The sequence below is a fragment of the Paenibacillus sp. PK4536 genome, assembly GCF_028594455.2.
GTDB classification, from domain to species: domain Bacteria; phylum Bacillota; class Bacilli; order Paenibacillales; family Paenibacillaceae; genus Saccharibacillus; species Saccharibacillus nuruki.
In genome coordinates this window covers 1,095,430-1,116,646 of record NZ_CP126313.1, presented here as the reverse complement: position 1 = coordinate 1,116,646, position 21,217 = coordinate 1,095,430, and the positions used below count along the sequence as shown (strand labels likewise).

The window sequence follows — 21,217 nt, the reverse complement described above, 5'->3', positions numbered from 1 at the left end:
GGTGATAAAATGTTTCAAGTGAATTCATATTTGCTGAAGCCGCAGTGTAAAATTAATAATTTAAATGATGTAGTTCAAAATCCTCAAAATTATTTTATAGAAATTACAGATCGGTCAAAACTAAAAGAAATTCATAAGGATCTTAATTTCCAATATCTTAATGGATCGATCAATTTAAAATACTATGAAGAAAGTATTTTAGATATGAGGCATTGGGATTTAATTGATCAATTATGGGCATATATGATGAATTTAATTGAAGAAACACTTAAAAATGGAGAAGGAAGCTTATATTTTCCTGACCAACCTATTAAAATTGTTCTATGTTCAAAAAATAATGATTTATTGCTATTCTCAGTTATAAGTAATGAAGTTAAAAATTATTTATTACCTGAAAAATTTTTTTTTGAAACGCTAGTTCACGGAGCAGAACAGTTTTTTGTCTGTATGTCTCATACATTCAATTTTGATTGTGATTATTCGTACGAATTAGAAAGAATAGCTAAATTGAAGCAGGAATTAAAATAAAGTAAAAGACCTTGAGATGAAATTCTTAAGGTCTTTTCTTTCTGAGTAGCTAAGAAAGAATTATTAATATTATTAATATTTGCAAATAGTAATAGTATTGTTGGATGGGAACAGGTTATAGACTTTGAAGCGATGAAAACCTCTCCAACCCCTTTTAAAATTAATTTTCAAGAGCTAGGAATTGATTTATTGATTATCTGATCCACTTTTGGATTCTGTCCATGTTATGATATAGCACAATACCTAAAGAGTTGATACATAATGATTAGTACAGATATTCTATTTAACACAATCGACTGGAATCAGGTGGCTTCGAACATACAGGGATTGAAGGAATGCCTTACTGGCGGACGTTAAAGATTGAAAATATTCGTATACGGATGGTGGAGTATACCGCAGGGTATGTTGCCGATCACTGGTGTCATCGAGGGCATGTGCTGTTGGTGCTTGAAGGAGAGTTAGATACTTTATTAGAATATGAACGAACACTTAAATTAATAGCAAGTATGAGCTATAAGGTGGCTGACGAAGCAGAACAGCATCGTTCCTTTACCATAACCGAAGCCAAACTGTTTATAGTCGATTAAACAATTTAATAATCTCACATTATTTTTGATCTTCCTCCAAAATGGGTATGATAATACATAGCACCTCAAAAATAAATGAACCACAAGGAGAGCAGATCCATGACGAATCTTGTAAATAATGCGATTTTGAAAGCAAAAGCAGGGCATGAAGAGCAATTGAAAGCAGAGTTGGTCAAAATGTTGGAGCCTTCTCGTAATGAAAGTGGTTGTATTCAATATACATTGCATGAATCGATTGAACCCGGGGTGTTTGTATTTTATGAAATCTGGGAAGATGAAGCGGCGCTTGAATTCCATATGAATACGCCTCATTTCAAATCGTATCGGGAAAATATTGCGTCTCTGGTTGATTCTCGTGAAGCATTCCGTTTGCACAAAGTAGAACAATAAAAGTAATACCACGAAAGTGATTTCTATTTATAGAGATCACTTTTTAGTTTGTCGATATCACCTAAAGCTTATAGCAGAGAATGGCTGTCTAAGCGCTACATTTGATTATACCCCTGCAACTTCTTTATGATGAGAAGAAGTACCCTATGAATAGGAGTGAAACATAATGGATAAACAACAACAACTAGCAATGGTGAAGAAAGTAAGAGAAGCATCGACCAATAATGTCAATGGATCTACATTACAACCGAGCTATACCCCGCAGGTGAAGCAGGAGTCGCGAATGATTCCTACTTCTTATGAAGATGCACCTGTAACCGTGCATATCCCTGATCGTGAGCTGGCTGATCCATTACCTGTTTTCGTTAATTTTCATGGTGGTGGATTTGTGATGGGGAATCCTAAAATGGATGATCCGTGGTGTAGTGTAATTGCGGATCGGGCAGAATGTATCGTGGTAAATGTCGACTATTTGTTAGCACCCGAATATCCGTTTCCTGTGCCTGTCTACCAATCGTATGAAGTGGTGAAATGGATAGCCGAGCATGCTACAGAGCTGAATATCGATGCAACTCGTATTGCGGTCGGGGGACATAGTGCCGGTGGTAATCTAGCGGCAGCGATCTGTCTACTGAACAAAGAACGTGGGAATGAGCTGAATATTGTGTATCAGGTAATTGATTATGCACCACTTGATCTCGATACCGACCCAGCGCAAAAACCACAATTTCCAGAAGCGATCCCAAATGATATCTCTCGCATCTTTAATGCTTGTTATTTGGAACATCCAGAAGATGGACGTAATCCGTTAGCTTCGCCTGTATTTGCCCCTTCTCTAACAGGGCTTCCGTCCGCATTGGTCATCACCGCAGAACGCGATTCATTGGCAGCAGAGACGGTAGGTTATGCCAAGCAGTTAGAAGAAGCAGGTGTTACCGTTACCGCCAAGCAATATGCAGGAGCGGCGCATGGATTTACCCATAATGGTGATCTGGCTGTAGCCGAAGATGCCTGGCACCTAATGAGTGACAAGTTAAAAGAAGCATTTACAGCTAAACAATAATTTTTAGATGGTGTGACATCAAAAGAGACGACTCCTGATTAAGCTGAGGAACGTCTCTTTTTGATGACTGGCAATCAAAGGGCGCTTGATTTATAATATTTAAATGAAACATAGTTTTATTAGATGAAACTATAGGAGCGTGATAACAATGAATAGCAAAGAAAGATTTTCAGATCGAGTCCATGCGTATGTGAAATACCGTCCTAGTTATCCGGTAGCGGCTATCGATTATCTTTATGATGTGATTGGTATGAAGCGAGAAAGTACAATTGCTGATATTGGAGCAGGTACAGGTATTTTTGCAGAGTTGTTATTAGAACGTGGTAACCCTGTGATCGGCGTAGAGCCCAATACAGAAATGCGTGAAGTCGCTGTAGCTACATTAGCAGAAGAGCCTAACTTTGAAGTCAGTGCAGGATCGGCAGAAGCGACAGAATTGCCAAATGAATCGGTAGATTACATTACGTGCGCGCAGGCTTTTCACTGGTTTGATCAGCAAGCGACTCGGTTAGAATTTAAACGTATTCTCAAGCCAGAAGGTAAAGTCATTTTGATCTGGAATTCTAGATTGACGACAGGTACTTCATTTTTGGAACAGTATGAGCAATTATTGCATGATTATGGGACCGATTATACGAAGGTCAATCATAAAAATATTTCAGCAGAGAAATTAGAACCTTTTTTCAAAAAAGATACGATGGAGCTCGCGAAGTTTGGTAATCGTCAAGTGTTTGATTGGGAAGGATTACGTGGTCGGTTAGAATCTTCTTCGTATGTTCCTAGCTTCGATGATCCCCGGTATAACGATATGATCGATCAATTAAAGCTTATTTTTGAGCACAATCAGCACGAAGGTGTTGTCTTTTTTGATTATGAGACTGAAGTGTTCTGGGGAGAAGTCTAACCCGATCGATTGCGATATAAATAAAAAAGCCCCCATCGTTAAACATGGAGGCTTTTTGCTAATGTATTTTATTACAGAATAGCTAGATTACATAAAGTCCATCACATAACGAACCACATGGAAAAAGACAGGCGCTGTATAGGTTAAGCTGTCGATTCGGCTAAGATAACTTTGCTTTTCGTTGTCTACTTTTGGATCATCACCGATTAACAAATCTCGCTTGAGTACAGAAACAGTTAGACTTCCAAAAAATCCACTCAAACTAATCAGCATCCCTGTAACCAGACCAAAGTTAGCACCAAGCGGTGTAAGTATAGGAGCTACAAAGTAAGAAGTAATCGCTGTGACAATAAAAGCACAAGCAAAGCCTTCCCATGTTAAGCTGGCATTGGATGTAGGTACAATTTTGCGTTTACCGATATACATCGAAGCGACATAATGCACAACATCATTAAGCTGTGTAAGTAACACGAGGAATAAAACTAATCTTCCTCCATATTGTGGTGTGGCAAATGGAAAATAAGCCAGATGACTAAGTCCGAATACCATTAGCATCAATCCCCATTGGGTTGAACTGACGCTTCGTAGAAATCCGCCTGTTCCTTTATTAATCAAGCGTGGAAGTGGAAGCAATAAAAAGACATAAATCGGAATAAACACGATAAACATGCCATACCAACCAATATAAATCCAATAAAATTGAATTGGAATCGCTAAGTATGCCCATAAAAATAATCGCCGATCTGCTTTGCGTGAGCGAATCATCGAAAAGTATTCTTTCAGTGCAAAAAACGTAAGAACCATCAGTGAAAGAAGCGATACAATAGGATTAAATAACGTAGCCAGACAGAATATAAAGAACATTCCCCACCACGTTTTGATCCGTAATCCGATCACGCTATAATCTTGATTTTTTTGAATTTTGCTTACGATGATGTAAATAAAATGGATGACTAATAGAGCAGCAAAAATAAGAATTAACGTTATTAGCGAACTATTCATGAATCAGCACCAACTTACCTTGAATTAGGATTCCATAAAAGGGATCATATGCTATTATGAAGGAATAAAGGTAACTTGATAAGGGGAAATTTTGTGATGGCAGCAGAGCAATCGGTTTTTATTTTATTGACCAACACTGGAACGTTATTTACAAAGGTGATCCAGACGTATACCAAAGCACCGTATAACCATGCTTCGATTTCGTTTGACCGTGAATTATCGGAGTTGTATAGCTTTGGACGGAAGCATCCTAGTAATCCACTGAATGGTGGTTTTGTGAAAGAAGATATTAAGACAGGTACATACAGCAAATACCCGAATACCACTTGTGTGATCTATGAACTTCGTGTGACCGAGCGTGAAGTCGAGAAAATGCAGCGTGTATTGCAATTATTTATTCGTAAGCATCAGAAGTATTTATATAATATTCTAGGTGTGATCAGCATTACGCTCAAAGAACCTGTTGAATTCAGTAATTCGTATTTTTGCTCTCAATTTGTCGCAGAAATCTTACAACGATCCGGTATCAAAATTTGGAATAAGCTTCCCGCTCTGGTCACTCCGGATGATTTTCGCCAAAGTGAACGATTGCAGTTGATCTATGAAGGAAAGTTAAGTGAATATGAAGCGACACCCGAAGAAAACCTCTAGTTCTCATACAGTCTGTATACCCACAAATAAGAATAGATAAAAGTAAGAATCCGCAGTTTAGACTTGTACATCACAGGTTTAGAATGTGGATTTTTTGTTGCGATGAATGTGAAAAATAGAAGCTGTAGGCTTTTTCGATGTGCTTATAATGGAGTTTACTATTGAATTACTATATCGTGGCGTGATATAGTGACTGTATTAGACTATATCGAGGTGCGATATAGTTGTGGTGAAAAGGTGGAGGAAATGATGAACGAAATAACACGTAGTTATCTCCCGATGACGGAGACTGCCTTTTATATTCTGCTGACTTTGCAAAAAGTTCATTATGGTTATGGGATTATGCAAGATGTCGAGAAGTTAACGAACGGTCGAATTAAACTTGGCGCAGGCACTATTTATGGCAGTCTATCTCGTATGGAAAAGGATCAATTGATTGAAGTCGTCGGTGAGGAAAATCGCCGTAAGTCATATACAGCTACAAAGCTAGGCAGAGAGCTACTTCAGCAGGAAATCGCTCGGATCAGTGAGCTGTATCATAATGCTATCCAAATGGAGGGAAACAATAATGAATAACAAAAAAGTATTCCGTTGGTGGTGGAGCTGGGAATCAGAGAAGATTGAGAAGTGGATCGAGGCGCAGGAAGGGCAAGGCTGGCATTTAGTGAAAGTGAAAAGCAACTTAATGAGATTCCAGTTTGTCAAAGGTTCCCCGCGTACGATGCGTTATGTATTCGATTATCAGAATAATGTAGATATAGATTATAAGCAGCTCTATGAAGATGCAGGTTGGGAACAGGTGTATGCGAAGGATAACTGGTATTTATGGCGCAAATCGTATCCAGCAGATCAGCCTGAACTACGTCCCGAAATTTATTCAGATGTGGATTCAATCATCCAACGGAACAATCGAATTAAGAAAACATTAATTACAGTAGGACTGGTACTCATTCCGATCCTCATCATGAATATGGTGGTACAACCAATGTGGCAAATTCGTACTTCTATTCTAGTCGTGTATCTGCTGATTTTTATACTATTTTTGTATGGGTTGAATCGTCTTGCTACACAGAATCGTAGACTGCAAGGAAAGTCGAAGTCTCTGAAGAATTAGTATTCAAAATCAAATGAGATAGCAACCAGTTTATGAATAAATATGTAAAAAAATATAAAAAATCTGTTTAAAGCTCAAAGAGGAGGTTAAATATAGGCTAACAACAAAATACATTAATCGAAGGAGATACAACACCATGATGAAAAAATTTCAGATGACTTTTCTCTCGTTATTAATTGTATTAACAGTTGGAGCGACACCAACGTTCGCTTCAAGTACGGGAACGACTGGTGGTAGTACAGGAACAGATGCTACAGGAACAACAGGAACCGATTCAACAGGCATGACGGGAACAGATGCTACAGGAACAACAGGGACCGATTCGACTGGTGTGACAGGAACAGATGCTACAGGAACAACAGGAACGGATTCGACCGGAGTTACAGGAACAGACGCTACAGGAACAACAGGAACGGATTCGACCGGAGTTACAGGAACAGACGCTACAGGAACAACAGGAACGGATTCGACCGGAGTCACAGGAACAGACGCTACAGGTACGACGGGAACGGATTCGACTGGATTCACAGGAACAACGGGTAGTACCACTGGTGTGACAGGTACGACAGGAACGACAGCCACTGATGCACCGATGACAACAGATATGGACGACGATGACAACGATACGGATTGGGGATGGCTAGGGTTGCTAGGTCTGCTTGGATTATTAGGACTTAGAGGACGCCGTCATGACCCACGTGATACCAATCGCCCTCTTTAACAGAGCCATGAATAGATTGATCAAATAAATCATATTCTCTACACAAAATCACCGATGACATCGTATACGTCATCGGTGATTTTTATGTGTAGAGGTATATGTTGTAACATGTATTGGATCGTCTTAAGACCATGTTGACATTAAGCTTCTTCTGGCACAACGACACGAATATGACCCGGGATAATACGTAGATCAACAGGTAAAGAAGGCCCTTCCTCACCATCGACATTCGTTTTTACAGGTTCGGTTGAACTGACTCTTACATGTTTAGCCGTAAAATAGATAACATCTTTATGACCTTTCAGATTACCAAGCAATAAAGATAATCCTGCGGTTAACGTATTGAACATATTGAGATTGGTCATAATAAAGCAATGTAATAATCCATCATCTACTTCAGCATCAGGAACCATACTTTCAAAACCACCGACAGAATTCGTGAGTGCGGCTAGAAAAAGAGGAGCTTCTCCTTCCCACACTTCACCATCATATTCGATTTTTAAAGGAGATGCCGAATTGCTCATTAACTCTTTCATACCATCTCTAAAATAAGCAAAAGCACCTAATTTGGATTTATCTTCAGAAGGAACAGACGATAAAGCTTCTGCCAATGAACCCGCAGCAATTACATTTGCAAATAATTGATCATTCAATTGACCCATATCTACCGTTTTAACATTGGAAGAGCGTAGTGTCTCAATCGCTTGATCAGGATTAAGTGGAATCTGAAGAGCACGTGCAAAATCATTCACCGTTCCCAGTGGAATCACAGCAAGCTTCGGACGGTGTTCTTGATCCATAAGTCCATTGATGGTCTCATGCAGTGTACCATCTCCGCCGATCGACACGACTAGATCATGGCACTCTTTACAAGCGTCTGTGCAGAATTGAGTCGCATCTAATTCTTTGGCAGTCTCATTTACTGCGACATGATATCCTTGCTCACTAAGAATATCCTCTGCCTTTTTGACATATTCTAAGGCTTGTTCTTTACCCGAAGATGGATTAATAATGATCGTTGCCTTCATGAGATGGATTCTCCTCTACAATTTATATAAGTGCATTTAAGCAATTTCGCAAAAATAAAAAATAATTCGACATCAATTACCATTACCCAAAATAGTAGGGATGATACAGCATTATAACCTTTTCACCTCAAATTTTGAAAAATAATAGCTATCGTTTATAGAGCGATATCATTTGTTTGCTTATATGAGAAATGGTATCGTAAAGGAGATTTAGGGTTATTACTGTATAGATAGGCTACTTTGTCACGGAGGTGTATTTATGAAAGCGCTATTTATTGGAGGCACAGGTATTATCAGTTCAGCGATTACCCAGCAATTATTAACTACCGATTGTGAATTGTATTTGCTGAATCGGGGGAACCGTAATCAAGATTTGCCTGACAATGCCCATATTTTGCAAGCAGATATTAATGATGAGCAACAAGTCGCAGAGCTGATTGCTGATCTAGAATTTGATGTTGTGGCTGATTTTATTGCGTTTGAACCTTCCCAATTAGAACGGGATTATCGTTTATTTACAGGTAAAACGAAGCAATTTATTTTTATCAGTTCAGCCTCTGCTTATCAGTCTCCTCCTGCGGATTATCGTATTAATGAAGGCACTCCTTTGTCCAATCCATACTGGGAATATTCTCGTAATAAAATAGCTTGTGAAGATTATCTAATGAAAATGTATCGTGAACAGCAATTCCCGATCACGATTGTGCGTCCAAGTCATACGTATGATGAACGCTCGATTCCAATGGGTGTACACGGTAGCGAAGGAAGCTGGCAAGTCGCTAAGCGAATGCTCGAAAACAAACCGGTTATTATTCATGGAGATGGTACATCGCTCTGGACGATGACGCATAATACCGATTTTGCCAAAGGATTTATCGGATTGATGGGAAATATACAGGCAATCGGGGAAGCGGTGCAGATCACATCGGATGAATCGTTAACCTGGAATCAGATTTATCATGCAGTAGCCGATGCACTAGGCGTGAAGCTCAATGCGGTGTATGTATCTTCTACATTCTTGGATGCTTGCAGTACCGAAGATTATCGTGGAAGTCTACTTGGAGATAAAGCCAATTCTGTGGTTTTTGACAATAGTAAGCTCAAGCGTTTAGTACCAGATTTTGTAGCTACAACTCGTTTCGATCAAGGGGTGAAGCAAGTCGTCGATCACATTCTAAGTCACCCTGAATTGCAAAAAGAAGATCCTGAATTTGATACATGGTGTAATAAAGTGATTACAGCTTTGGATCAGGCTGTCCAATCGGTTCGTTCTTAACATTTTACTTCATTAAAGGGAAAGCATATCTACTGCTTTCTCTTTTTTTGTTATATCGTTATTTGGCATATTACATTATTTCCTTATGTTTATAGCGAAAATCCAGAGATAAGTTGTTACACTTACAAATGTAAGCGCTTATATAAAATTTTGGTAATTTTTGCGATGAGAACGTACGTCTACTATCTATGGAGTCAAAAGGAGGAAATAAGATGTCAAAATCAAGCCTATGGAAAGTGATTGGAACAGTCGCATTAACAGGGGTATTGTGTACATCGACTTTTGCAGAGTACAGTTATGCCAGTCTAACCAGCGGGAGTAAATTTCTAGGTAATATTATTGCAGGAAATGTACCGGCAAGTTACGGCAATTATTGGAATCAAGTCACTCCTGAAAATTCGACGAAATGGGGAGCTGTCGAAGGTAATCGGAATGCGATGAACTGGGGACAAGCGGATATGGCTTACAATTATGCACAAAGCAAAGGGTATCCTTTTAAATTTCATACATTAGTCTGGGGAAGTCAGGAACCTGCATGGGTGAGTGGTCTGTCTGCCGCAGATCAGAAAGCGGAAGTGACTCAGTGGATTCAGTTAGCAGGTCAAAAGTATTCAAAATCCGCCTTTGTTGATGTAGTCAACGAACCATTTCATGCCAAGCCATCTTACAGTAATGCGATCGGTGGAAGTGGATCGACAGGCTGGGACTGGATTGTATGGTCTTTCCAACAAGCAAGGCAACAATTTCCTAATTCCAAATTGTTAATTAATGAATATGGAGTTATTAGCGATCCTAATCTAGCCGATCAATATGTGAAAATTATTAATATTCTCAAAAGTCGCGGGTTAATCGACGGTATCGGTATTCAATGTCACCATTTTAATATGAATAATGTTTCGACCAGTACCATGACGACAGTACTGAATAAATTAGGGTCTACAGGGTTACCGATCTACGTATCTGAACTGGATATGACTGGTGATGATGCAACCCAACTGGCTCGTTATAAAGAAAAATTCCCTGTACTTTGGAACCATCCTTCGGTTAAAGGAGTTACATTATGGGGATACATTGAAGGACAGACATGGGAGCCTAACACCCATTTATTGAATGCCAATGGCACAGAGCGTCCTGCACTGAAATGGTTAAAACAATTTTTCGGTAAAGGGATTACAGATGGACAATCCATTATGCTCGAAAAAGATAATCTAGAGACAGCTGAAGTGCCTTCTCAATAAAGAAGGGATCTGTTTTTAACGGAAATGTATATTCCTATCTAATACGTATATATCCAATTATTAAAGAGTGTCAAAACCTTCTCTATGAGAAGTCTTTGACACTCTTTTTTTTTGTTGTGCCAAAGACTTAAAAAAAACACAACTTCAAGATACATTAAACTAGGGTCATCCGATTGGATATAGAAAGGTTTGATATTTATTAAACGAGCTGGAGTGTGATCACGATGAAAAAAATGCTTCCTAACCTGTTTACGCTGGGCAATTTGCTATCAGGTTTTGCTGCTATCCTTTTAATATCTCAAGAACAATTTGAAATATCGGTACTGCTTATCGTAGTAGGCTTAGTCTGTGATTTCCTTGATGGGTACTGTGCAAGAATACTTCATGCAACATCCGAATTCGGAAAAGAGTTGGATTCATTAGCAGATCTGATCACGTTTGGCGTTGCTCCTGCTATTTTTGCATATGTCGTATCCCTACATGAGATACATGTCGTTGGTGCAGTCTGCTGTTTATTTTATGTATGTTGCAGTGCTCTCAGATTAGCACGCTTTAATGTAAGACAAAGTCATATGACTGTTTTTGTAGGCATGCCGACACCCGTAGCTGCTGTACTGTCTATACTTCTGACTATTTATGTATATCCTTTAGTTGCTATGGTTGGAATAGTATTGATCGGCATACTGATGGTCAGTCCATTTTATTTTCCGAGTCTCAAAAAAGTAAAGTCTGAAGCGATGGAGGACTGTTAATGTCTACAATGCTTCAATTTTTATCAGATTATGGCTATCTGGCGATATACGGTCTGTTAACCTTAGGAATCGTTGGGCTACCAGTGCCTGATGAATTGCTAATGACTACCGTTGGTTATTTAACTACGATTGGAACGATGAAATTCCCTTATGCTCTTTTCTTTAGTTTTGCAGGAGCGATGAGCGGGATGATGATCAGTTATTGGATTGGAAAAAAAGCAGGTCGTCCTTTTCTTAATCGCTATGGGAAGTGGGTCGGTTTGAAACCGCATCGAATTGCGAAAGCTGAGCAATGGATGAATAAATATGGCCCTTTATCTATTATGTTTGGTTATTTTATTCCAGGGTTTAGACATGTGACTTGTTATTTGTGTGGAATTACCAAAATGCCACTACGTAAGTATAGTCTATTCGCTTCTCTAGGAGCTTTATTTTGGTGCTTGATTTTTATTCTAATAGGTAGAGTATTAGGATATGCAAACAATGGATAAAGTGCGCTACACACTTCAAATAGCTTGATACTTATTTTATGTCTTTTGAAGAAAGGAAGTACATTATATTGACTAAAAAGGTTTTAATCGTAGAAGACGAACATCGTATACGTGAATTAATATCAGATTATTTTAGTAATGAACATTGGATCGTATTTCAAGCAGAAAATGGAGTAGAGGGATGGTATGTATTTGAAGAGAAGACGCCTGATCTAGTCATTCTTGATCTTATGATGCCAGAAATGAATGGTTGGGAACTATGTCGGAAAATTCGGCAATATTCCAATGTACCGATTATTATTCTAACCGCAGTATCTGGCGACGAAAGGCAAATAGAAGGTTACGAATTAGGAGCGGATGATTATGTCACCAAGCCGTTTAGCCCTAAAGTGTTAGTCTCCAAAGCAGAGGTACTAATGCGAAGAGTCGATGGTCAGCTTGTTTCTGCTCATACTCCAATCGGTTTGGACGTGGTACTGAATACCTTAACTCATAGATTAGAACGAAAAGACGGCATATTTGACTTAACACCTAAAGAATATGGAATTTTACAGCTATTACTTCGCAATAAAGGTATTGTTCTTCCTCGGGATACGATATTGAGATCGATTTGGGGAGCGGAATATGAAGGAGATGAACGGGTTGTAGATACACATATCAAAAAGTTACGTAGTAAGATGGGCGTTGCCGCTGATTGTATACGTACGGTATTTGGTGTGGGATATACATTTGAGGAATCCGTATGAAAAGAACAGGGATCACCACTAAATTATTTTTAGCTACAGCATCTATTTTCGTTCTGTTTTATGTGATTGTTCTGGTTAGCCAAATTTTGGTGTTTCCAGAGTTTTATGAACATCAAAAAATGATTCAGCTCGAAAAGAATGCAGTTGAGCTGACTTCAATATATCAAAAAGATCCTACTGCGCTTCGTGAGACAGGTTCTTCTTCCATCCTGCAATCGCATAAAAGAGAGATGAACTTTGCACTGACGGATTTTGATGGGAATATGACAGTCAATGATCCTTATCGTATGCGCTTGATTCAAAAAGACGGCACAGAAGTGGATGTCTCCTTATACTACATCGTCAGTGCGTACGGAGCAGAATTTAAAAAATTGAATCTTGCTGTTGGAACAGAACTCAAAATGTATGGTGAATTTGGTGAAAGTTCAAACAGTCGAACATTCTATCCTTACTATATTCAAACAAGTGATGGAAAAGATGTAGGTGTAAATGAACAGCAAAGTTCAGAAGATGCCGTTCAGGGCAAAATCATTTCTATCAGCTTACCTAGTGTAGTCAAAACAGAACAGCGATTAGGGCTTCTTTATGTAACTGTCGATGAATTTTTCCCACTAGAAAAGACGTATATAGATCGCTTGAAAAGAATGGAACAGGTAGAACTCAAGTGGAAAAATCCATTTAGCGGAAGCCGAAGTGGTATTTTAATCCAGCCGTTACGTGAACAAAACGGCAACATCGAATTACTCTTTCTTGTGACTTCACTTCAGGAGATCAAAGAAACAAATAGTGCACTTCGATTATTTTATGCTTATTTGGGCGCTGGAGGCTTTATTCTAATTTTACTCCTTTCTGTACTGTATTCTCGTCTGGTGACCCGTCCTCTTCTTATGCTAAACAAACAAGCACACAAAATGAAAGAACTTGATTTTACAGGCGAGAAGCCTTTACCACGCAAAGATGAATTAGGGAATTTATCTGGGACATTATTTGAATTATCCGGCAAATTAAATATCACGTTAGATGAGCTTAACAAAGCCAATGTTCAATTAAAAAAAGAAATCATACAGAATAAACAGATGGAGCAACTACAAAAGGACTTTTTTGCCAATGCTTCACATGAATTGAAAACCCCAATCAGTATTGTACGCGGTTTTGCAGAAGGAATACGTGATGGAATTAGTATGGGCCGTCAGGAGCATTATGTGGAAGTTATTTTGGAGGAAAGCGCCAAAATGGAACAACTGGTTCAAGATATGCTTGACCTTTTGCGCTTAGAATCATCAGCAGTGAAGTTGTATAAGTCGCCTGTACTACTCAGTGAACTTACTCAAGACATGTTGGAGAAGCTGACTTATCAAATGGACGAAAAAGAACTTTCTGCACATCTTGTGTACAAGCAGGAGACAGAAATCAATGTCGATCCAGTCAAGATCGAGCAAGTGTTGTTGAACTTGATGACCAATGCGATCCGCCATGCCGAAAAAGGTAGCACGATAGAAATTCATATTTTGGGAACAGAACAAACGTGTCTGTATTCTATTTATAACAAAGGTGATCAAATTCCAGAAGATTATCTAAAGCGAATCTGGGAACGCTTTTTCCGGGTAGAAGCTTCTAGAGATCGGAAAAGTGGAGGTACAGGTCTAGGACTAGCAATTGTTAAACGAATTTTGGAATTACATGAGTGTGAGTATAATGTGAAAAACGTAGAAGACGGTGTTATTTTTGAGTTAACTTTTAAAAAAGTACTCACCAAGTAACCCGGTTGTGGGAGGATATTGAACTATGGAAGCACCGTTTGAAAAAGAATTGCCCGCAGGACCCATCAACAAGTCAATGCTTCGCTATTTGTATAAATTGTTAAGTACGACGGGCATGCCTAAAAAAATACTGAGCATCGCTGCGATTCTCAGTATTGCATCTTCAATGATTGGTCTCGTTTGGCCAGTGATGACAGGCAGATTTATTGACCAATTTAGTACAGGTGGAATTAATGGATTATTGATTATCCTACTTGTTGGCGTATTCCTGATGGAAGCATTAACGACAGGGGTTTCCTATTATATGTTAGCTTATGCAGGCAATCGCACAGTTACAATGTTACGTAAGCGATTATGGAGCAAAACGTTAGCATTGCCTGTTCACTTTTTTGATAATCACCGATCAGCAGATGTGATGAGCCGAATCAGTCGAGATACAGACGAGATTCGTACGTTGATTACAGAACATCTGATTTCTTTTTTCTCCAATGTACTGACCGTCATTGGCGCACTGGTCATTCTGTTCTGGCTAGATTGGCGTTTGACGTTGGTTGTTCTGCTAGCCGCTCCACTGGGTGCAGCGGTTATTATGCCAATAGGCGGAAAAATGTACAAAATTTCGATGAATATGTACGAGCAGTTGGGACAGTTTGCTTCCGTATTGACTCAGGTTATTGGAGAAATTCGATTAGTGAAGTATTCAAATGCGGAAAAGCGTGAAGAAAAAAATGGATTTGATAAAGTAGATCATTTATTTGAATTGAGTATGAAAGAAGCAAAAGTCTATGCTGTTCTTTCACCGCTAATGTCGATGATTATGATTGTACTACTTACGACTGTTGTTGCTTATGGGGGTATGCGTGTATCTTCGGGCGCTTTAAGCACAGGAGTGCTTGTATCTTTTGTATTACTTTTATTTCAGATTATGCTCCCGATTAATACATTCGCTACTTTTTATTCTAACTTGCAGAAAGTATCAGGAGCAGTAGAACGCTTAAAACCGATTCTGGAAGCAGAAGTTGAAGATGAACACGATGAGAAAGGTGCTATTATGCCTATCCTTACGCAAGATATTGTCTTTCACAATGTGGAGTTCGCTTACTCCTCTGAAGAACCTATTTTAAAAGGGATTAATATATGTATGCATGCTGGACAAGTTACCGCATTAGTAGGCCCTAGTGGTAGTGGGAAAACGACTATATTTTCGCTACTTGAACGATTTTATGTACCTGACAAAGGGTTGATCACTTATGGTGAAAGATCAATTACCGATTTCGATATTGCTTCTTTTCGCAGTAAAATCGGTTATGTTTCTCAAGAAAGTCCGTTAGTGGATGGAACGATCCGTGACAATATTATGTATGGACGTATAGATACGGTAACAGAAGCAGAGATGATAGAGGCAAGCCAACAGGCATATGCCCACGATTTTATTACTTTATTGTCTAAAGGTTATGATACCGAAGTCGGTGAAAGAGGAATCCGATTGTCAGGCGGTCAGAAACAGCGGATTGCTATCGCTCGTGCTTTACTGCGTAAGCCAGATATTCTGCTACTTGATGAAGCCACAGCGAGTCTGGATAGTGATTCGGAGCATGAAGTTCAGCAAGCTTTAGAGCATTTAATGAGCCGTTGTACAACGATCGTTATCGCCCATAGACTTTCAACGATTACGAATGCAGATCAGATTGTCGTTTTGGAGTTTGGACAGATTACAGGTACAGGACGGCATGAAGAATTACTAAACACTCATTCTTCCTACGCAGAATGGACAAATAAACAGTTCCGGCAAACTCGAAGTCATGATCCTCAACGTTTGATAGATTAATAAAAAAAGCGGTCACTTTTGTAGTGATCGCTTTTAGTGATAAGTAATGAATATGATTATTATTGTGTACATCTAGATTACTCAATCGACTGGTTAGATCGCATTAAATTGCAAATGAAATGTAGTCGATTCGCCGATTGTACTGGTCGCATACAACTTTCCACTATGCTGATCGACAATAGAGCTAGCAATAGCAAGCCCTAAGCCATAGCCACCCTGCTTACGAGCACGTGAGGTGTCTGTACGGTAAAAGCGGTCGAAGATACGGGTAAGATGCTCTGGTGCGATACCTTCGCCTGTATTGGTCACTATCAGCGATACTTCATGTGGTTGGCGCTTGAGCATAATAGTAATCGTACCCTGAGCATTGGCGTATTTAATAGCATTATCCAGTACGATCATAATTACTTGATGAATTTGCTCCTGACTACCGTTGACCCTAAGATTATGTTCAATATGATAATCAAGGGTGAGTTCTTTTTCAAAAATAACAGCTTCCATCGTTAAGATAATACGCTCTGTCGTTTCACTAAGATCGAAAGGCATATAGACCATCTGTGTACGAGAACCTTCCATTTCTGTGAGGTAAAGAAGATCATTGGTTAAGCGAGCCATGCGTTCTGTTTCTAACTTGATATACTCTAGCCATCTTGCCTGACTTTCGATCGTTTCTTCACGATTGGATAGAAGAACATCTGCATTGGTATTGATAATAGCCAGTGGTGTTTTGAGTTCGTGAGAAGCATCCGCAATAAACTGTTTTTGTTTATCAAAAGCTTCTTTGACAGGTTGAATCGAACGGTTCGCAAAAAATCGACTGGTGAAATATAAAGCGACTAACATAATCAAGCCGACAGCCGCAAAAGTATAGATCAGATTACGTAAAATATCTTGTTGAGCGGTAATATCGAGAAAAATCAATTTGTACCCTGAACCTGTAGGTTGCTTGATAAATGCCCAATCACTACTATCTAGCTTAAATTGTCCATTATCTTTGTTGATTGTTTTGGCTTCAGTCAGTGCCGATTGATACAAAGTGCTATCCATTTCAAAGGGAGAGTGAGCGGCTGTCATATTCCAATTACTATCCGTCTCAATGGAAAAAGATAACGAGCGTTCTGTAAAGGTATTATCATTAGGTTGACCGTTATTATTCATACCGCCTGCATTGTTCATGCCACCCTGATTAGGTGGCATCTGTCCATTACCAGCATTGCGAGGATAAATAGTAGCAATTCGAGATAATTCACTACGAATATCATTTTGAGCATTGCGGTAGGTAATCGTATAGATCGAAGCAAATGCAAGTAGCATTAATACCGAAATCGTGACGAGATTAACAATCAGAAATCGATTACGAAGCTTGTTGAACATCAGGAAGTCACCTCTTCTAATACATAACCGACCCCACGAATCGTACTGATCTTGACTTGAGAGTGCAGAAAGTTGAGCTTTTTACGTAAAAAAGAAATATACACTTCCACATTGTTGTACTCTACATCGGAATCGAATCCCCATAACTTTTCAATAATCTGCTCTTTGGAAGTCACTCCTTGCTTGCGGGTAATAAGCAATTCGAGCAACTCATTTTCTTTCAAATTCAGCTTCATTTCTTTGCCACTAACGGATAACTTGAGATTGGCTGTGTTTAATTGAATATCTCCAAATATAAGCCCTTCTTCCGGTAAAACTTCTCCTTTACGGCGGAGTGCAGCTCGGATACGTGCCAGTAATTCTTCTGCTGAAAAAGGCTTGGCGATATAATCGTCTGCGCCATAATCCAGTCCGATCACTTTATCTGTAATTTCTCCTTTGGCAGTTAGCAAAATAACAGGTGTTGCGACTCCTTGCTGACGCAACGTTTTGAGAACACTGATCCCGTCCATTTCAGGCATCATAATATCCAGTAAGAGCAGATCATAGATACCGGTCTGGGCATAATCTAGCCCTGTCCGTCCATCATGTACCGCATCAACAGAATAATGATTTTTTTTCAAAATTTGTGTTAACGCTTCTGCTAAATGCAGTTCATCTTCTACTATTAATATTCGCATAATGGTGATCACCCTTTAGTTGTTGTTCTATGATACATTAATAATAATGGTCAAAGCTTTAGCCAATCTTAAACTTTATTACTGTATCGACCAGATCTGCGCCAAATTTGAATATATCTAAGAAGGTGGGCTTATATGAGTAAACCAACAATGCGTACTGTTACAATAAACATGCCTAAAGAATATGAGTATAGACAGCTTCATTTCATGTACCAGACGATGCAATTATTTACGATTAAGAAATACGTAGATATGTCTCCAGACGATTTTGATTTTGATCTACATATCGAAGATCTGTTTCTATATAAAGGAATTCTAAGTTGTGATGCCCAAACAGGTGAAGTAAGTACATATTATTTTCCGCAATACAAAGTATTAAATCTAAGTAGCAGTCAGAACACAAGTACTTTATTCTATCTAGCCTATAGCGATGATTATCGTATGCTGTACTGTTATAAACGTGATCTTGAAGCAGAAGTCGATCAGCTTGTATTCACCCAAGATATCAGTGATGCTTATGAACCGTCGATCAATCGTGTATGGTCTGTACATCATTTCTATTCACTAAATGAGCGGTATGCGCTGATCGCTTATTTGTTGCCAGGTCAACAAAGAGGTTATAACTATGCGTTGATCGATGCACTAGAGCAGACGATGATTCCTTTTGTACCTAATGATATGATTCGAAATATAGATTGTATTATGGGATTCAACTGCAATGGAACAGAATATCTGCTAATCAAGACAGGTGAACATATGGTACATGAACGAAAAATAGATTGGGAATATAACCGTCCAGAAGTAGAGCAATTAATAGTGATTGCAGTCGATAAATTTATCTCCAACGTTCAATCTAGTGATATAGACTTGAGTGATTTTGTTATACATTCTTCTCAAAGTCATGAAGCTTTTGCAGATTTGCTTATATTGGATCAGCAATTAATCATTTTACTAGAACGATTTGATACAGAAGATTCTCTAGTTATGTTATACACTGTGGATAACCAAAAGACTGAATATATTAGTTATCCACATGTGTATAACAAATTATATCATCTGAACCAAATCTTTTATGCTACTCGTAAGTCGGATACATCGACTCGATTGTATAAGTTACACACAGGCGAGCAGATTGCTGAGATTTTGCAACCTCAAGGAGTGGTTACGATGATAGAAGAAGGAATCGTTACAATAGATCAGCGTCTGGGAAGTGAAGATCGACAATTCTATATCTATAATGATCAGGGATGTACATTATGGACAGAAGATTGTGCATGGATCGATTACAAGCAGCGATTTATATTAAAAATAAAACAAGGCTGACTTTATTCTTCTTATAGAAGCGAATTATATAGATTATTCATTATTGCCATGTGCGCTTATATGCGTCATGGCTTTTTTATGTTTTGTAGAAATGTTTTCGCAATGTAAAACATTTAAGATTCACTAAAGGTTAGGGCTGTAAGATTCAAATATAAGCAATCGAGACACACTAACACACGACAATATCAACACTTTATTCAAGCTCAATATACTTAAAAGTATTTTTAAAAAAACTAATCAAGTCACACCAATACATGTATACACGAAAGGAAATGATCCACATGGCAATCGAAGTATTTAACCGCTACGAAAGTAAATATTTGATGGACACTCAGTCTTACTTCAAATTGTATAACGAATTATTGGAACATATGGAAGTCGATGAATATTGCAAGCAACATGATTTCTACTCGATCAGCAATCTGTACTTTGATACACCGCATGATTCCTTGATCCGGATGAGTCTTTCCAAACCCAAATATAAAGAAAAATTGCGCTTACGCGCTTACGGTGTTCCTGGTGAACATGCCAAAGTATATCTAGAGATCAAAAAGAAAGTGATGGGACTGGTGAACAAACGCCGTACAGCGTTAAAGCTAGATGAAGCGTATGAATTTGTTCGTACCGGTATTGCTCCACCGTATCAAGAGTATATGAATCAGCAGGTACTGAATGAACTGACTTACTTTTTGCAAATCTACGATCTGGAACCTAAATTGTACCTCTCCTATGATCGCAAAGCGTTATTCAGCAAGCACAATCGTGATCTACGAATTACATTTGATAGCAATATCCGTACCCGACGCTACGATCTGAAATTAGAACAAGGCGATTATGGCGACCAACTGATGGACAAAGGACAATGGCTGATGGAAGTCAAAGCGGAAAAAACGATTCCATTATGGTTATCGCAAAAGTTGTCCGAGCATCAGATGTACCGTACCAGCTTTTCCAAATACGGCAACGAATACAAACAACTATTGAAATCAAGACTAAACCAACCTGTAGAAACGATTCCAACTGAAAAGGAGAGCATTCTTTATGCTTGATTCATTACTAACTGCGGCTACAACGACAACAGACCTAACGTTAACCACTTCGTTACTCACGATATTTGTCGCTATTGTTCTAGGCGGATTGATTAGCTTTACGTATATGAAAACCAACCCGAGCGGGTACTCACAGAATTTCACGTTAACGATGGTACTGCTTCCTGTCATCGTCGCTATCATCATTTTATTGATCGGTAGCAATATCGCAAGAGCGTTCAGTCTTGCTGGTGCCTTCTCGATTATTCGCTTTAGAAGTGCTCCTGGCGATCCGAAAGATATCGCTTATGTATTGTTCACAATGGCAGCAGGACTTGCTTGTGGTACAGGGTATTTCGGTTATGCAGTACTATTCACTATCATTCTATGTGTGATGATGTTTGTGTTAAATCGCTTCAAATTTGGCGTTAGCAAAAAATTGCAAAAAACACTTAAAGTCACGATTCCTGAAAATTTAGCATATGATGAAGCATTTGCTGAAGTCTTCAACCAATTTAACGTACAGTATGATTTGAAAAAAATTAGAACGACCGAGCTTGGAAGTCTGTATGAACTGGTCTATCTGGTTACGATGAATCAAGTCACTAACCAGAAAGAATTTCTAGATGCGATCCGGTGCAGAAATGGCAACCTCGATCTGTCTTTAACGATGAGCCCAACAGCGGCAGAAGCATATTAAATCACCACACTCCAACCAACAATCGAAGGGAAC

At 38.8% G+C, this 21,217-nt stretch carries 23 protein-coding genes; 19 read left to right on the top strand and 4 right to left on the bottom strand.

Annotation, left to right across the window (positions count from 1 at the left end; translation table 11 throughout):
* Positions 1-9: 9 nt before the first annotated feature.
* The 5 genes from PO903_RS05220 (at position 10) to PO903_RS05200 (ending at position 3,472) form a co-directional block, all read left to right on the top strand.
* On the top strand, positions 10-528 hold the full coding sequence (locus tag PO903_RS05220) for a hypothetical protein (RefSeq protein ID WP_273592817.1): 519 nt from the start codon (positions 10-12) through the stop codon (positions 526-528).
* Between the two features lie 296 nt (positions 529-824).
* Positions 825-1,115, top strand: a complete 291-nt coding sequence (locus tag PO903_RS05215; protein WP_502921680.1) for a DHCW motif cupin fold protein — start codon at positions 825-827, stop codon at positions 1,113-1,115.
* Positions 1,116-1,214: 99 nt separating this feature from the next.
* Complete coding sequence (locus PO903_RS05210; RefSeq protein ID WP_069326470.1) at positions 1,215-1,505, top strand: putative quinol monooxygenase; 291 nt, start codon at positions 1,215-1,217, stop codon at positions 1,503-1,505.
* A 166-nt stretch (positions 1,506-1,671) separates the two neighbouring features.
* Entirely contained in the window at positions 1,672-2,568 is an 897-nt protein-coding gene (locus tag PO903_RS05205; RefSeq protein ID WP_273592816.1) for an alpha/beta hydrolase, read from the top strand.
* 148 nt (positions 2,569-2,716) lie between these two features.
* Positions 2,717-3,472 (top strand): class I SAM-dependent methyltransferase, encoded by a 756-nt coding sequence (locus PO903_RS05200; protein WP_273592815.1) that lies wholly within the window; start codon positions 2,717-2,719, stop codon positions 3,470-3,472.
* Positions 3,473-3,559: 87 nt separating this feature from the next.
* Here PO903_RS05200 and PO903_RS05195 read toward each other — a convergent pair whose 3' ends face one another.
* Positions 3,560-4,474, bottom strand: a complete 915-nt coding sequence (locus tag PO903_RS05195) for a phosphatidate cytidylyltransferase (protein ID WP_273592814.1) — start codon at positions 4,472-4,474, stop codon at positions 3,560-3,562.
* Between the two features lie 96 nt (positions 4,475-4,570).
* On the opposite strand from PO903_RS05195, the gene PO903_RS05190 reads away from it, so the two are divergent.
* The 4 genes from PO903_RS05190 (at position 4,571) to PO903_RS05175 (ending at position 6,960) form a co-directional block, all read left to right on the top strand.
* Entirely contained in the window at positions 4,571-5,125 is a 555-nt protein-coding gene (locus PO903_RS05190; RefSeq protein WP_273592813.1) for a hypothetical protein, read from the top strand.
* A gap of 249 nt (positions 5,126-5,374) precedes the next feature.
* Positions 5,375-5,701 (top strand): PadR family transcriptional regulator, encoded by a 327-nt coding sequence (locus PO903_RS05185; protein ID WP_069326475.1) that lies wholly within the window; start codon positions 5,375-5,377, stop codon positions 5,699-5,701.
* The gene (locus PO903_RS05180; protein ID WP_273592812.1) at positions 5,694-6,239 is read left to right on the top strand and encodes a DUF2812 domain-containing protein; all 546 of its coding nucleotides are present in this window, start codon (positions 5,694-5,696) and stop codon (positions 6,237-6,239) included. The genes PO903_RS05185 and PO903_RS05180 overlap by 8 nt, the downstream gene beginning before the upstream one ends.
* A 136-nt stretch (positions 6,240-6,375) precedes the next feature.
* Positions 6,376-6,960 (top strand): WGxxGxxG-CTERM domain-containing protein, encoded by a 585-nt coding sequence (locus PO903_RS05175; RefSeq protein ID WP_273592811.1) that lies wholly within the window; start codon positions 6,376-6,378, stop codon positions 6,958-6,960.
* A 140-nt stretch (positions 6,961-7,100) separates the two neighbouring features.
* Here the strand turns inward: PO903_RS05175 and PO903_RS05170 are convergent, their stop codons facing one another.
* Positions 7,101-7,988, bottom strand: a complete 888-nt coding sequence (locus PO903_RS05170; RefSeq protein ID WP_273592810.1) for a diacylglycerol/lipid kinase family protein — start codon at positions 7,986-7,988, stop codon at positions 7,101-7,103.
* A gap of 259 nt (positions 7,989-8,247) precedes the next feature.
* On the opposite strand from PO903_RS05170, the gene PO903_RS05165 reads away from it, so the two are divergent.
* The 7 genes from PO903_RS05165 to PO903_RS05135 all read left to right on the top strand — a co-directional run bounded on the left by PO903_RS05165 (position 8,248) and on the right by PO903_RS05135 (position 16,079).
* A complete protein-coding gene (locus PO903_RS05165) occupies positions 8,248-9,264 on the top strand; it encodes an SDR family oxidoreductase (protein WP_273592809.1) in 1,017 nt (338 codons plus the stop codon).
* A gap of 212 nt (positions 9,265-9,476) precedes the next feature.
* Positions 9,477-10,502 carry an endo-1,4-beta-xylanase gene (locus PO903_RS05160; RefSeq protein WP_083243357.1) on the top strand — a complete coding sequence of 342 codons (1,026 nt, stop codon included), beginning with the start codon at positions 9,477-9,479 and terminating at the stop codon, positions 10,500-10,502.
* A gap of 224 nt (positions 10,503-10,726) precedes the next feature.
* Positions 10,727-11,254 (top strand): CDP-diacylglycerol--serine O-phosphatidyltransferase, encoded by a 528-nt coding sequence (gene pssA, locus PO903_RS05155; protein WP_273592808.1) that lies wholly within the window; start codon positions 10,727-10,729, stop codon positions 11,252-11,254.
* The gene (locus PO903_RS05150) at positions 11,254-11,745 is read left to right on the top strand and encodes a DedA family protein (protein ID WP_137224695.1); all 492 of its coding nucleotides are present in this window, start codon (positions 11,254-11,256) and stop codon (positions 11,743-11,745) included. The genes pssA and PO903_RS05150 overlap by 1 nt, the downstream gene beginning before the upstream one ends.
* 68 nt (positions 11,746-11,813) lie before the next feature.
* Positions 11,814-12,491, top strand: a complete 678-nt coding sequence (locus PO903_RS05145) for a response regulator transcription factor (protein WP_273592807.1) — start codon at positions 11,814-11,816, stop codon at positions 12,489-12,491.
* Positions 12,488-14,251, top strand: a complete 1,764-nt coding sequence (locus tag PO903_RS05140) for a sensor histidine kinase (protein ID WP_273592806.1) — start codon at positions 12,488-12,490, stop codon at positions 14,249-14,251. Before PO903_RS05145 ends, PO903_RS05140 begins: the two co-directional genes overlap by 4 nt.
* A gap of 25 nt (positions 14,252-14,276) precedes the next feature.
* Complete coding sequence (locus PO903_RS05135; protein WP_273592805.1) at positions 14,277-16,079, top strand: ABC transporter ATP-binding protein; 1,803 nt, start codon at positions 14,277-14,279, stop codon at positions 16,077-16,079.
* Positions 16,080-16,172: 93 nt separating this feature from the next.
* Here the strand turns inward: PO903_RS05135 and PO903_RS05130 are convergent, their stop codons facing one another.
* Both PO903_RS05130 and PO903_RS05125 read right to left on the bottom strand, forming a co-directional pair.
* On the bottom strand, positions 16,173-17,453 hold the full coding sequence (locus PO903_RS05130; protein WP_273592804.1) for a sensor histidine kinase: 1,281 nt from the start codon (positions 17,451-17,453) through the stop codon (positions 16,173-16,175).
* A complete protein-coding gene (locus PO903_RS05125; RefSeq protein WP_069326484.1) occupies positions 17,453-18,133 on the bottom strand; it encodes a response regulator transcription factor in 681 nt (226 codons plus the stop codon). The genes PO903_RS05130 and PO903_RS05125 overlap by 1 nt, the downstream gene beginning before the upstream one ends.
* 135 nt (positions 18,134-18,268) lie before the next feature.
* On the opposite strand from PO903_RS05125, the gene PO903_RS05120 reads away from it, so the two are divergent.
* The 3 genes from PO903_RS05120 (at position 18,269) to PO903_RS05110 (ending at position 21,184) form a co-directional block, all read left to right on the top strand.
* Positions 18,269-19,456, top strand: coding sequence for a hypothetical protein (locus tag PO903_RS05120; protein ID WP_273592803.1), 1,188 nt, complete (start codon positions 18,269-18,271; stop codon positions 19,454-19,456).
* A 281-nt stretch (positions 19,457-19,737) separates the two neighbouring features.
* Entirely contained in the window at positions 19,738-20,505 is a 768-nt protein-coding gene (locus PO903_RS05115) for a polyphosphate polymerase domain-containing protein (RefSeq protein ID WP_137224683.1), read from the top strand.
* Positions 20,498-21,184: a DUF4956 domain-containing protein gene (locus tag PO903_RS05110; protein ID WP_137224681.1), complete on the top strand. Its 687-nt coding sequence runs from the start codon at positions 20,498-20,500 to the stop codon at positions 21,182-21,184. Before PO903_RS05115 ends, PO903_RS05110 begins: the two co-directional genes overlap by 8 nt.
* The last annotated feature ends 33 nt before the right edge of the window (positions 21,185-21,217 follow it).